The sequence below is a fragment of the Sphaerisporangium sp. NPDC051011 genome, from assembly GCF_040653595.1.
Taxonomy (GTDB): domain Bacteria; phylum Actinomycetota; class Actinomycetes; order Streptosporangiales; family Streptosporangiaceae; genus Sphaerisporangium.
The window spans coordinates 145,803-159,896 of the sequence record NZ_JBFAGG010000017.1; the positions used below are offsets into that span (position 1 = coordinate 145,803).

A 14,094-nucleotide genomic window follows, 5' to 3' on the forward strand; every position below is an offset into this window, starting at 1 on the left:
TCAGGTTCGGGGGCCCGCGAGCCTGTCGCGCAGGACGCGGCCGATCTCGCCGAGGTGCTCGGGCCAGGTCATCCGGTGGTGAGCGCACTCGACGTCGTGCACGTCGATCGCGCCGTCGACGAACGGCCCCCACGAACCGGGCAGGGGCGTACCGTCGACGCGGTCCTGGGTCGCCATGAAGAACAGCAGGTCACCGTGGTACCTGCCGGGGACGTACCGGTCGGTGATAGCGCTGATGTTGGCGTACACCTCGACCATCGCGACCACGTCGTCCTCGGTGAGGCCGGCCAGGGCGCTTCCCTCGGAGCGGAACAGCGCGGCGACGCGGGAGAAGTCCAGCGGGCCGTCCATCAGGTGCCGCTGGCCGAAGCCCATGGCCTCGACGAGCGCCATGAGCATGCCTTCCTTGCTGAACGCGCGGCGAAGCAGGTCACCCGCCTCGCTCTTGAGCCCCTCCTCAAGGCCGGGCAGCGCGGTCGGCGGGTAGGCGTCCATGATCGACAGTAGGCCGACGTCCTGGCCTTGGGCCTGGAGTTGGACGGCCATCTCGAAGGCGACCGGCCCGCCGGACGACCAGCCGAGCAGGTGGTACGGGCCCTCGGGCCGCACCCGGCGCACCTGGTCCAGGTAGTCCGCCGCCATCTCCTCGATGCTGCCCGGGAGTGGCTCGGGACGGGCCAGGCCGCGCGCCTGCAGGCCGTAGATCGGGCGCTCGGCGCCGAGGTGGCGGATCAGCCCCGAGTACGACCAGCTGATGCCCCACCCGGCGTGGACGCAGAACAGCGGGGGCCTGTCGCCACGCGGACGCAGCGGCAGGAGCACCTCCAGCGAGGACTCCACCTTGCCCGAGCCGAGCCGCTCGGCCAGGCCCGCCACCGTCGGCGCCTCGAACAGTGTGCGGATGGCCAGGTCGCCACCGAGGGTCGCCCGGATGCGGCCGACCAGCCGGGCGGCCAGCAGCGAATGCCCGCCCAGGCTGAAGAAGTCGTCGTCCACGCCGACCCGCTCGACGCCGAGCACCTCGGCGAACAGGTCGCACAGAACCTCCTCGTCGAGCGTCCTCGGCCCGCGCCCCGCCGCCGAGGTGATCTCGGGAGCGGGAAGCGCCCTGCGGTCGAGCTTGCCGCGCGGCGTGAGCGGCAGTTCCTGGAGGGGGACCACCGCCGAGGGCACCATGTACTCGGGCAGCCGCTCCTCCAGGTACGCGCGCAGCCTGCCGAGCAGCACGCTGTTCTCCCGAGTGCCCGCCGGGCTGTTGGTGTGCCGCAGCGGCCCGCCGTGGTCGCCGCCCCGGTACAGGCCGGTCAGCGGCCGGGCCCGGCCGGGCTCGCGCGGCAGGAACACCGCCTCCATGCCGTCCACCGACTCGGCGCTCCAGGAGATCGCGACGCGGTGACCGATCCGCTCCCCCAGCGCGTGCAGGTCCTCGGGGTCGACGCCCTCGGGCCGCTCCAGCGCGGCCCGCACCTCCGCCAAGGGCAGTCCCTCGTCCAGTGCCCTCGCCGCCGCGGCCTCCGGCGCCACCCGCGCGTTCAACAGGCCCGTCACGCGCAGCGGTTCGGCGCGCCCGGCGAGCAGGGCGGCGAGCTCGGGCAGGTCGGCGACGTCGCGTCCGTACGTCACGCGCTCGGCGCCGGCCAGGTCGAGGGGCTCGCGAGGCTCCTTGTGCAGGACCACCTCGTAGCGGTGCCGGGTCAGTTCGTTCTGGTACGCGCCCCGCTTGAGCCGCACGTCCACTCCGGCCAGGCCGGGCAGCTCGCCGCGCAGCGCGGTGAAGAAGTCGGGGTCCACCAGGAGCTCCTTCTCCAGCAGGAGCGCGTGCTCGACCGCCCGGCGCACCACCGCCGGGTCGCCGTCGCCGCGCGCCCGGCCGATCCGCACGGCCGACATCAGCTCCCGCTGCGAGCGGCGGTTGCGCACGTCGCCGATGAACACCGCGCCGCCGGGCCGCAGCAGCCCGAACGCCTGGCGCAGCACCGTGAGCAGGTACTCACCGCTCGGGAAGTACTGCACGACGGAGTTGAGCACCACGACGTCGAAGTGCTCGGCGGGCAGCCCGGTCAGGTCGTCCGCGGGCTGGGCCCGCAGCCGCACCCGCCCGGCCAGCTCGGGACGGGCCGCGACCTCGCCACCGAGCCGCGCGATCACCTCGGCGGAGAAGTCGGTGCCCCAGTAGGTCTCGGAGTGCGGGGCGAGCCGCGACAGCAGCAGGCCGGAGCCGACGCCCAGCTCGATGACCCTGGCGGGGGCCAGCTCGCGGACGCGGTCCACGGCGGCGGCGCGCCAGTCGCGCATCTGGTCCGGCGGCAGCGCGGCGCCCTCGTCGTAGCTGCTGTTCCAGCCCGAGAAGTCCTCGCCGAAGCCCGCCTCGGTCTCGGCGGCGTATCCCGCGTCGAAGATCTCCCGCCACTCGCCGACCTGCTCGTCCGCCAGCCCCTCCAGCGCCGCGCCGCCCTCGACCTCGGGCACGACGTACGCGACCAGCCGCTGGTCGCCCGGCCGGTCCTCGCGGACCAGCACCGCCGCGGCGGCCACGCCCTCGTGCCGGGTGAGCACCGACTCGATCTCGCCCGGCTCGATGCGGAAGCCCCGCAGCTTGACCTGGTCGTCGGCCCGGCCGAGGTATTCGAGGTCTCCGCCGGCGTTCCAGCGGACCAGGTCGCCGGTGCGGTACATGCGCGAGCCGTCCCCGGCGAAGGGGTCGGCGACGAATCGCGCGGCGGTCAGCCCTGGCCGGCGGACGTACCCGCGGGCGACGCCGCACCCGGCGACGTACAGCTCGCCGGCGACGCCCCGCGGCACCGGGTTGAGCCCGCCATCGAGTACCCGCACGTCCACGTTGCGCACGGCCCCCCCGATGGGCACGCCGATGGGTGCGGTGGCGCCGTCGATGGGGCGGCTGGTGGTGGCCACGATGGTCGTCTCGGTGGGGCCGTAGGCGTTGAACACCCTGCGTCCTGCGGCCAGGCGGGCCACCAGCTCGGGGGCGCACGCCTCGCCCGCCGTGACCACGCACGCCAGGTCGGGTAGCTCCCGAGCGGGCAGGGTGTTCAGCACGGCCGGGGGCGCGATCATGTGGGTGACCCGGGCTTCGGTGAGCACCGCCGCCAGTTCGTCGCCGAGGACCTGACCCCGGGACTCGGGCAGCACCAGCGTCCCCCCGCCGAGCAGGCTCAGCAGCAGGTCGCCCACCGCCATGTCGAACGAGGTGGAGACGACCTGGAGCACCGAGCCGCCCGGACCGGCGCCGAACCGCGCGGTCTGGTCCAGTCCCACGTTGACCAGCGACCGGTGGGACAGGGCCACGCCCTTCGGGCGGCCGGTGGAGCCGGAGGTGTAGATGATGCACGCCGTGTTGCCCGGCAGCACGCCCCTGCCCTCGGGGTTGGTGTCCGGGTACCGGCTAAGGGTGCGGTGGCCGAACGGGTCGTCCAGGTAGAAGTACGGCAGCGCCGGCGCGGCCGGCACCTCGGCGCCGAGCTCGACGTGCCGCAGCACGAACACCGGCGCGACGTCGTCGAACATGCCCGCGACCCGGCCGACCGGCGTCCCGGAGTCCAGCGGCAGGCACACCCCGCCCGCCTTGAGCACCGCCAGGGCGCTCACCACGTAGTCCGCCGACCGGGGCACCGCGAGTGCCACGACCCGCTCGGGGCCGGCCCCGGAGGCGATCAGGTGGTGGGCCAGGCGGTTCGCCCGGGCGTTCAGCTCGGCGTACGTCAGTTCGGTGGCGCCGTCCCGCAAGGCGACCGCGTCGGGCGTGCGGGCCGCCCAGTCCTCGAACAGCTCGGCAACGGTCGCGTCCGGGAGCCCGGTGCGCGGCCCGGCGCCGAGGGCGAGCAGCTCCCGCCGCTCGTCCGGCTCGAGCAGGCCGACCTGTTCGATCGTGGTGTCCGGGGCGGCGACGACGCCGGCCAGGAACCGGCGGTAGCGCTCGACGATCCCCTCGATCGTGCCCCGATCGAAGATGTCGGTGTTGTACTCGGCGAACCCGTAGAACCCGGCGGGCTCGCCGTCCTGGTCGCGCCGCTCGCTCAGGCTGATGAAGATGTCGTCGCGGGCGGTGCCGATGGCCGCCTGCACGTACTCCAGATCCAGCCCGGCCAGGTGGAACCGCACCTCGGGGGTGTTCTGCAACACCAGCGACACCTGGTACAGCGGGCTGCGCGACATCGAGCGGTCCGGGTTGAGCACCTCGACCAGCAGCTCGAACGGCACGTCCTGGTGGGCGTACGCGGCGAGCGCGGTCTCCTTGACCCGGTCCAGCAGCGCGCGGAAGGCCGGGTTGCCCGAGGTGTCGGCGCGCAGCACCAGCGTGTTGACGAAGAAGCCGACCAGCTCGTCCAGCGCCGCGTCCGTGCGCCCGGCGATGCCGCTGCCGATGGGGATGTCGCTGCCGGCGCCGAGCCGGGTGAGCAGCCCCGCCAGCCCCGCCTGGAGCACCATGAACAGGCTGGCGCCGGCCTCGTGGGCCAGCCGGGCCAGGCCCCGGTGCAGCTCGGCGTCGAGCTCGAAGGCCAGCACCTCGCCCCGGTGGGTGACCTCCACGGGGCGGGGACGGTCGGCGGGCAGCCGGATCTCCGGTGGCAGGTCGGCCAGATGGCGCTTCCAGTAGTCGAGCTGACGGCCGAGGACGCTGCCGGCGTCGTCGCCGTCGCCGAGCAGCTCGTGCTGCCACAACGTGTAGTCGGCGTACTGCACCGGCAGGTCCGGCAGCCGCGCCTCCTCACCTTGGCGGCGGGCCTCGTAACAGGCCATCAGGTCGCGGGCCAGCGGCGCGAACGACCAGCCGTCCCCGGTGATGTGGTGGAACAGCAGCAGCAGCGCGTGGTCGTCGTCGCCGAGCGCGAACAGCCGGGCCTTGACGGGGATCTCCCGGCGCAGGTCGAACCCGTACCGGGCGGCCTCGTCCACCACCTCCCGCAGCGCCGACGGCCCGGCCACCGCGGTCGTCTCCAGCTCGGGCACCGCGTCGGCGGGGTCCAGGACGTGCTGGTACGGCTCACCGTCCACGTCGGGGAACACCGTGCGCAGCGACTCGTGCCGGGCGACCACGTCGGCCAGCGCGCCGCGCAGGGCGCCGACGTCCAGGTGACCGCGCATGCGAATCACCCACGGCATGTTGTAGGTGGCGCTCGGCCCCTCCAGCCGATGCAGGAACCACAGCCGGCGCTGCGCGAACGACAGCGGCACCCGCTCGGGCCTCGGACGGGCCACCAGTGGCGGCCGCTCGGAGACGTCGAGCCGCTGGGCCAGCTGCGCGACGGTCGGCGCCTCGAACAGCGCCCGGATCGCGACCTCCACCCCGAGCAGGCGCCTGGCCCGGGACGCCAGGCGGGTCGCCAGCAGGGAGTGGCCGCCGAGGTCGAAGAAGTCGTCGTCGACGCCGACGTTCGCCACGCCCAGGACCTCGGCGAACAGGTCGCACAGAATCTGCTCGCGCGGGGACCGCGGGCCCCGTCCGCCGGCGCCGTCCCAGCGCGGCGCGGGCAGCGCGGCCCGGTCGACCTTGCCATTGGCGGTGAGCGGCAGCCCGTCCAGCACGACGACGGCGGCCGGGATCATGTACTCGGGCAGCCGGCTCTCGGCGTACGCGCGCAGCTCGCGGGCCAGTGAACCCCGGTCGCGGACGGCCAGAGGGTCGTTGACGCAGGCGCGCGGGTCGCGGCCGGCGCCGCTTGCCGTGCCGACCGGCGGCAGGTCCCCGGCCGCGCCGGACGCCTTGACGAACACCGCGTCGAACAGCTCCGGGGCCGTCTCCGACCAGGTGGTGGCGACGCGGTAGCCGAGCCGCTCGCCCAGCCCGTGGCAGTCCTCCGGGTCCACCCCGGCCGGGGCGCGCAGGCTGGCCAGGACCTCGGCCAGAGGCAGACCCGCGTCCAGGGCGGCCGCCGCGGCGGCCTCGTGCGTCACGCGGGCGTTCGGGAGGCCGGTCACCCGCACGACGTCCTCGGCCTGGTCGCGCAGGCGGGCCTCCAGGTCGGCCAGGTCGGCCAGGCCGGCGACGTCGGCGCCGAAGACCAGCCGGGGCGCCGTGGAGACGTCCAGCAGCTCGCGGCCGGTCTTGTAGAGCACGACCTCGTACCGGTGCCGGGTCAGCTCGTTGTGGTAGGCGCCGCGCTTGAGCCGCACGTCCACCCCGGCCAGGTCCGGGATCACCTGCCGCAGCGCGGGGAAGAACGCCGGGTCGGCGACGAGCTCCTTCTCCAGCGCGACCGCCTGGTCCACCGCCGTGCGGACCCGGGCGGCGTCGGCGGTCTCGTCCGCGCGGGTCAGCTCGACCGCTGCGCGGAAGGCGCGCGACAGCCTTCGGTCGCGCACGTCGCCGACGAACACCGCACCGCCGGGGGCCAGGGCGCGCATCGCACCGGCGAGCACGCCGATCAGGTAATCGGCGCCCGGGAAGTACTGCACGACGCTGTTCAGCACCACCGCGTCGAAGTGGCCCTCGGGGATGCCGGTGAAGTCGTCGGCGGCGCCCGCCCGCAGCACGACCTTGCCCGCCAGTTCGGGCCGTGCGCCGACCTCGGCGGCGAGCGCCCGGACGACCTCCTCCGACAGGTCCGTCGCCCAGTACTCCTCGGCGGGCGGGGCCAGCCGGGACAACAGCAGCCCGGTGCCGGCTCCGATCTCCAGGACGCGGCGGGGACGCAGCTCGGCGACCCGCTCGACCACGGCGTCCCGCCACAGGGCCATCTCCTCCAGCGGGATCGGGGAGCCGTCGTAGCTGCTGTTCCACCCGGCGAAGTTCTCGCCGAACGCCACGGGCGCCGCGGTGGTGTAGGCGGTGTCGAAGATCTGCCGCCATTCCTCGACCTGCTCACCCGCCGCGCCGTCCTGCGGGATCTCGGCCGGGACGACGTAGGCGACCAGGCGCTTGTCGCCGGGGGTGTCCTCACGGGCGACGACGAGCGCCTGTTCCACGTCGCGGTGGGAGGACAGCACGGCCTCGACCTCGCCGGGCTCGACCCGGAAGCCGCGGATCTTCACCTGGGCGTCGGCCCTGCCGGCGAACTCCAGCACGCCGCCGGCGATCCAGCGGACCAGGTCGCCGGTCCGGTACATGCGCGCCCCGGGCGGGCCGCCCGGCTCGGCCACGAACCTCTCGGCGGTCGGCGCGCCCCGGCCCACGTACCCGCGGGCCACCCCGGCTCCGGCGACGTACAGCTCCCCGGTCACGCCCACGGGAACGGGCTGGAGGAACCGGTCCAGCACGTGTACCCGCATCCCGTCCAACGGGCGGCCGACCGGGAACGACGTCGCGTCGGCCGGCAGCTCGTCCACGGGGTTGACCAGCGAGAACGTCGTCGCCTCCGTCGGGCCGTACCCGTTGACGACCCGCAGGCCCGGGCAGGCGGCCAGCACCCGGCGGGTGGCGCGCGGCGACACCACGTCCCCGCCGGTCCACACCTCGCGGACGCGGGCGAAGCAGCCGGGGAACTCGTCGGCGAGCACGGAGAACAGCCCGGCGGTGACCCACAGGCCGGTCACCCCGCGCCCGGCGATCTGCTTCGCCAGCACGGACACGTCGAGCTCGCCGGGCGGCGCGACCACCACCTCACCGCCGGACAGCAGGGGCGCCCACAACTCGAACGTCGAGGCGTCGAACGCCGTCGGCGAGTGCAGCAGCACCCGCCCGCCGGCACCCACGCGGCGGGTGGAGCCGAGCGCGAGAGCCGCCACGTCGTAGTGGGTGACCGCGACGCCCTTCGGCGTGCCGGTAGAGCCCGAGGTGTACATGACGTACGCGAGGTTCGCCCCGGTCGCCGGGACACCGGCCGCGCCGGTGGCACCGGCGGGGCCGCCGTCCACGTGGATCACCCGCAGTCCCGCGGGGACCCGGGACTCCAGGGCGGGGTGGGCGACGGCGACCCGGGCCTCGGTCTCGGCCGCGATGGCCCGCACCCGGGACGCCGGGAATCTTGGATCGACCGGGACGTACGCGCCCCCGGCCTTGATCACGCCGAGGATCGCCACGACCAGTTCGGCCGACCGCTCCATCGGCAGCAACACCGCCGCCTCCGGGCCCACCCCTGCCGCGCGCAGCCGGCCGGCGAGCGCGTCCGCCCGCGCGTCCAGCTCGGCGTAGGTCAGCGACTCCGCCTCCGAGGACACCGACTCCGAGGACACCGCCACCGCGTCCGGGGTCCTGGCGACCTGCGCGGCGAACAGCTCCCCCAGCCCGGGCGCGCCGGCGAAGTCCAGCGGCGCGCCGCGCCCCGCCTCGGCAAGCGCGGCGCGCTCGGCGCCGTCCAGCAGGTCGATGCGGCCCAGCGGGACGCCCGGATCGGTGGCCACCGCACGCAGCACACGTTCCATCCGGGTCACCAGCCCGGCGACGGTGTCCCGGTCGAACAGGTCGGTGTCGTATTCGACGAACCCGAGCAGCCCGCCATCGGCGGTGTCGAGAGGGTTCTCGGTGACGTTCCAGTACAGGTCCATCCGGGCGGTCCCGGTGGTGACCCACTCGGGGGTGATCTCGAGGCCACCGGTGGCGACGACCCCGGCGGGCGCGTTCTGCAAGGCCAGGATGACCTGGAACAGCGGCTGGTAGGCCGCCGACCTGGCGGGGTTCAGCACCTCCACCAGGTGCTCGAACGGCACGTCCTGGTTGGCGTACGCGGCGAGAGCCGTCTCGCGCACCTGCTTCAGCAGATCGCGGAAGCTCGGATCACCGGAGGTGTCCACCCGCATGACCATCGAGTTGACGAAGAACCCGACCAGCTCGTTCAGCGCCCGGTCGGTGCGGCCCGCGATCGGGGCGCCGATCGGGATGTCGGTTCCCGCGCCGAGCCGGGTCAGCAGGGTGGCCAGCGCGGCCTGCAGCACCATGTACAGGCTGGTGCCGGTCTCGCGGGTGACCCTGAGCAGGCCCTGGTGCAGGCCGGCGTCCCAGGCGAAGGTGACGACGTCGCCGCGGGTCGAGGCGACCGGCGGGCGGGGGCGGTCGGCGGGGAGCTGGATCTGCTCGGGCAGCCCGGCCAGCCGGTCGCGCCAGTAGGCGGTCTGCCGGGCGATCACACTGTTCGGGTCGTCCGGGTCGCCCAGCAGTTCGCGCTGCCACAGGGTGTAGTCCACGTACTGGACCGGCAGCTCTGGCAGGTCCGCGGCCTTCCCCGCGCGCCTGGCCTCGTAGGACGCCATGAGGTCGCGCGAGAGCGGCGCCGCCGACCAGCCGTCGCAGACGATGTGGTGCATGAGCAGCATCAGCACGTACTCGCGCGGACCGAGCGCGAACACGTGCGCCCGGACAAGCGGCTCGCCGCCGAGGTCGAACCGGTGCCGGGCGGCGCGCTCCAGCAGCGCGGGCAGTTCCTCCTCGGTCGCCTCGACGACCTCCAGCATCGGCTTGGCCTCGTCCGGCTCCAGGATGTGCTGGTACGGCTCGCCGTCCCGCTCGGGAAACACCGTGCGCAGCGCCTCGTGCCGCTCCACCACGTCCGCCAGCGCCCACCGCAGCGCCTCGACGTCCAAAGGCCCGCGGAACCGCAGCGCCCACGGCACGTTGTAGGTCGCGCTCGGACCTTCGAGCCGGTGCAGGAACCACAGCCGTCGCTGGGCGAAGGACAGGGGGATCATGCCGCTCCTTGGGGTCGGGGCCTGCGGACCAGCGCCGGTCTGATCTCGGCCGGGGCGTCCAGCCGCCCGGCCAGTTCGGCGACGGTGGGCGCCTCGAACAGGTGCCTGATGGGGATCTCGGCGCCGAGTTCCTCGCGGATCTCGCTGACCAGGCGGGTGGCGAGCAGTGAGTGGCCGCCGAGGTCGAAGAAGTCGTCGTCGACGCCGACCCGCTCGACCCCGAGGACCTGGGCGAACAGACGGCACAGCACCTCCTCGCGGGCGTCGCGCGGGCCGCGCCCGCGGCCGCCCTCCCATGCGGGGGCGGGCAGCGCGGCGCGGTCCAGCTTGCCGTTCGGCGTCAGCGGCAGCCGGTCCACGACCACGACGGCCGCGGGCACCATGTACTCGGGCAGCCGCTCGCGGACGAACCCGCGCAGCGACCGCCCGTCGTCGTGGATCTCCTGCTCGGCGACCACGTAGGCGACGAGCCGGGTGTCCCCGCCGGGGGAACGCCACGGCGTCACCACCGCCTGGCCGACCGCCGGGTGGGCGGCCAGGGTGGCGGCGATCTCGCCGGGCTCCACGCGGAACCCGCGCACCTTGACCTGGTCGTCCCCACGGCCGAGGTATTCGAGCCGCCCGGCCTTGTCCCACCGCACCACGTCCCCGGTGCGGTACATGCGCGAGCCGGCCGGGCCGAAGGGATCGGGGACGAACCGCTCGGCGGTGAGCCCGGCCCTGCGGACGTACCCGCGCGCCACGCCCGCGCCGGCCACGTACAGCTCGCCGGGGGCGCCGTCCGGCACCGGTGCCAGCCCGGCGTCGAGCACGTACACCCGGGTGTTGGCGATGGCCCGGCCGATCGGCGCCGCACCCCCCGGGACGAGAGGCTCGCTGGTGGTGGCGCACACCGTGGTCTCGGTGGGCCCGTACGCGTTGAACATCACCGACCGGGCGGTGAACCGCTCGATGATCTCGGGCGGGCACGCCTCCCCGGCGGCGACGACGTTGCGCAGCGCCGGGTGGTCGCGGGTGGGCAGTGACGCGAGCACGGCGGGCGGGACGACCATGTGGGTCACGCCGCTCTCGTCGATCAGGTCGGCGAGGTCCGCGCCCGCCGCGCGCTCCTCCGGGGGAAGCACGAGCCGGGCACCGCTGAGCAGCGCCATCACCAGGTCGCCGACCGCCATGTCGAAGCCGGTGGCGGCGAACTGCAGCACGCGGGCGTCCGCGCCGACGCCGAACCGGCCGATCTGGTCGAGCGCGACGTTCACCAGCCCGGCGTGCGTGACGGCCACGCCCTTCGGCCGGCCGGACGACCCCGAGGTGAAGATCACGTAGGCGGGCAGGCCGGGGTGGACGGGCCCGCCGCGCTCCCGGTCGGCGAGGTCGTGGTCCCGGGTCGCGGCCAGGGCGTCCACGGTGCCGGGCCGGTCCACGACGAGCCTCGGCGGGCCGTCCCGCCGCAACGCCGCGTCGCCCTTCTCGTCGGTGAGGACGAGCACCGGCTGGGCGTCGTCCAGCATCTGCTCCAGGCGGGCGGCGGGGGTGGCGGGGTCCACGGTCAGGCAGGCGCCGCCCGCCTTCAGGACTCCGAGCACGCCCGCGACCAGGTCGGCCGAGCGCGGCAGCAGCAGCGCGACCACCCGCTCGGGGCCGGCGCCGTGGCCGGCGAGCACGCGGGCGAGCCGGTTGGCGCGGGCGTTGAGCTCGGCGTAGGTCACGGATCCCTCGTGGGAGCTGATCGCCGTCGCGCCGGGCGTCCGCGCGGCCTGCGCCTCGAACAGCTCGACCAGGCCGCGGTCCGGACGCGGGACCGCGGTGGCGTTGCGCGCGTGCAGCAGTTCGTCGCGCTCGGCCTCGGTGAGCAGGTCGAGTGCGCCGATCCGCCGCGCCGGGTCGGCGGCGGCCGCCCGCAGCAGCCGCGCCCACCGCTCCACCAGCGTGGCGATGGTCGCGGGGTCGAACAGGTCGGTGCTGTACTCGACGGCGATGTCCAGACCGTCCGGCCCGCCCCGCTCGTCGCGCAGCTCGATCAGGCTGAGGAAGGCGTCCATCTTGGCGGTCCCGGTGCGAGGGACGCCCGCGGAGGTCACGGTCAGGCCGGGCACGCCGAGGTCGCCCTCGGGGGTGTTCTGCAAGGCCATCGACACCTGGAACAGCGGGTGCCCGGCCATCGACCTGAGCGGGTTGAGCACCTCGACGAGCTGCTCGAACGGCACGTCCTGGTGGGCGTAGGCGGCGAGCGCCGTCTCCTTGACCCGGCCGACCAGCTCGGCGAACGACGGCTCGCCCGAGGTGTCGGTGCGGATGACGAGGTTGTTCACGAAGAAGCCGACCAGGTCGTCCAGCGCGTCGTCGACGCGGCCCGCGATCGGGGCACCGATCGGGATGTCGGTGCCCGCGCCGAGCCGGGTCAGCAGCGCGGCGAGCCCGGCCTGGAGCACCATGAACAGGCTGGCGCCGGACTCGCGGGCCAGCCGCAGCAGGCCGTCGTGCAGCTCGGCGTCCCATCGGAAGGTCGCCAGGTCGCCGCGGTGGGTCGCCACCGGCGGACGGGGCCGGTCGGTGGGGAGCCGCAGCCGCTCGGGCAGCCCGGCGAGGTGCTCGCGCCAGTAGGCGAGCTGGCGGGCGAACCGGCTGCCGGGCTCGTGCTCGTCGCCGAGCAGCTCGCACTGCCACAGCGCGTAGTCGGCGTACTGGACCGGCAGATCCGCCCAGCCGGGCGCCGTCCCGGACCGGCGAGCCTCGTACGCGGTGACCAGGTCGCGGGACAGCGGGGCGAAGGACCAGGCGTCGGTGACGATGTGGTGGAACACGACGGTGAGGACATGATCGTCCGGTGCCAGCCGCCAGAGCCCGCCCCGCAGCGGGATCTCCCGGCTCAGGTCGAACGCGTGCCGCGCGGCCTCGTCCAGCGCGGCGGGCACCCCGGCCTCGGACAGCTCTCGCACCCCGGGCTCCAGCACGGGGCCGTACCCGCCGATGGGCAGCACCTTCTGGTACGGGACGCCCTCGTGCTCGGCGAACACGGTCCGCAGGGACTCGTGCCGGGCCACCACGTCCTCCAGCGCCGCCCGCAACGCCTCGACGTCCAGCTCACCACGCAACCGCAACGCCCACGGCATGTTGTACGTCGCACCCGGCCCCTCCAGCCGGTGCAGGAACCACAACCGCCACTGCGCGAACGACAACGGCACCCGCTCCGGCCGCTCCCGGCGCACCAGCGCTAGCCGCGCCTCACCCGCCTGCGGGCCGGAGCCGATCCGCGCGGCCAGTTCCGCCACCGTCGGCGCCTCGAACAGGTGCCTGATGGGGATCTCGGCGTTCAGCTTGTCGCGGATCTCACCCGCGAGCCGGGTCGCCAGCAGCGAGTGGCCGCCCAGGTCGAAGAAGTTGTCGTCGATGCTCACCCGCTCGACCCCGAGGACCTGGGCGAACAGCTCGCACAGCGCCTCCTCGCGCGGATCACGGGGCGCCCGCCCACCACCGCTCTCCCAGCTCGGCGCCGGCAACGCCGCCCGATCCAGCTTGCCGTTCAACGTCAACGGCAACCGATCCACCACCACCACCGCAGCGGGCACCATGAACTCCGGCAACCGATCGCGGACATACGCCCGCACCTCCTGCCCGTCCACCTCACCCACCGGCACCACATACGCCACCAGCCGCGTATCCGCACCAGGCCCCTGCCAAGGCACCACAACGCCCTGCGCCACACCCGGATGCGCCGACACCACCGCAGCGACCTCACCCGGCTCCACCCGGAACCCGCGTACCTTCACCTGGTCATCGGCACGCCCGAGATATTCGAGGGTTCCCCGCGCGTTCCACCGGACCACGTCCCCGGTCCGGTACATCCGCGACCCCGGCGGACCGAACGGGTCGGCGACGAACCGCTCAGCGGTCAGCCCAGGCCGGCGCACATACCCGCGCGCCAACCCGGCCCCGGCCACGTACAGCTCACCGGGCGCGCCGTCCGGCACCAGCCCGAGTCCGGCGTCCAGCACGTACGCCCGGGTGTTGCCGATCGGCCCGCCGATGGAGATCTCACCCGGCCAGTCCCGCGGATCACCGTCCACCGAGAGGGCGGTGACCATGTGGGTCTCCGCCGGTCCGTAGATGTTGTGCGCGCGGCGACCGCCGGGCCCGCGGCCGTAGAACGCGCGGAAGTGCTCGCTGATCGTGAACGCCTGGCCGCCCTGGAACACGTCGGTGAGCGAGGCCAGGTCGCTGCCCATCTCGCGGGCCGTCTCGAACAGCGCCTCGATGGTGAGGGTCGGGCCGAAGATCTCGTTCACGCCGTGCCGGTCCATCCAGCGGACCAGCGCCCCGGCGTCCTTGCGCAGTTCGTCGGACGGGACGACCAGGCACTTGCCCGTGACCAGAGCCGAGAAGATCTCCTGGACGGAGAAGTCGAAGGTGACGGCGGTGAACTGCGCGGTACGGGTCCCCACGCCGCCGGGCAGGCTCGCGCGGTGCCAGGTCAGCAGGTTCACCAGCCCGGCGGCCGGCATGAGCACGCCCTTGGGG

2 protein-coding genes (1 of these 2 cut by a window edge) are annotated in these 14,094 nt (G+C 74.4%); both read right to left on the reverse strand.

Annotated features, from left to right (window positions below; all coding sequences use genetic code 11):
* Nucleotides 1-9,579, reverse strand: coding sequence for an amino acid adenylation domain-containing protein (locus tag AB0H21_RS32915; RefSeq protein ID WP_358524559.1), 9,579 nt, complete (start codon nt 9,577-9,579; stop codon nt 1-3).
* Nucleotides 9,576-14,094: the 3' portion of an amino acid adenylation domain-containing protein gene (locus tag AB0H21_RS32920; protein WP_358524562.1), read on the reverse strand. It continues 6,992 nt past the right edge of the window; only the last 4,519 of its 11,511 coding nucleotides appear in the window; its start codon lies off the right edge, out of view; the stop codon is at nt 9,576-9,578. The genes AB0H21_RS32915 and AB0H21_RS32920 overlap by 4 nt, the downstream gene beginning before the upstream one ends.

Bases quoted from the DNA above. Each gene is read 5' to 3' on its own strand.
- AB0H21_RS32915 (WP_358524559.1), bottom strand. From the start codon at position 9,579: ATGATCCCCCTGTCCTTCGCCCAGCGACGGCTGTGGTTCCTGCACCGG.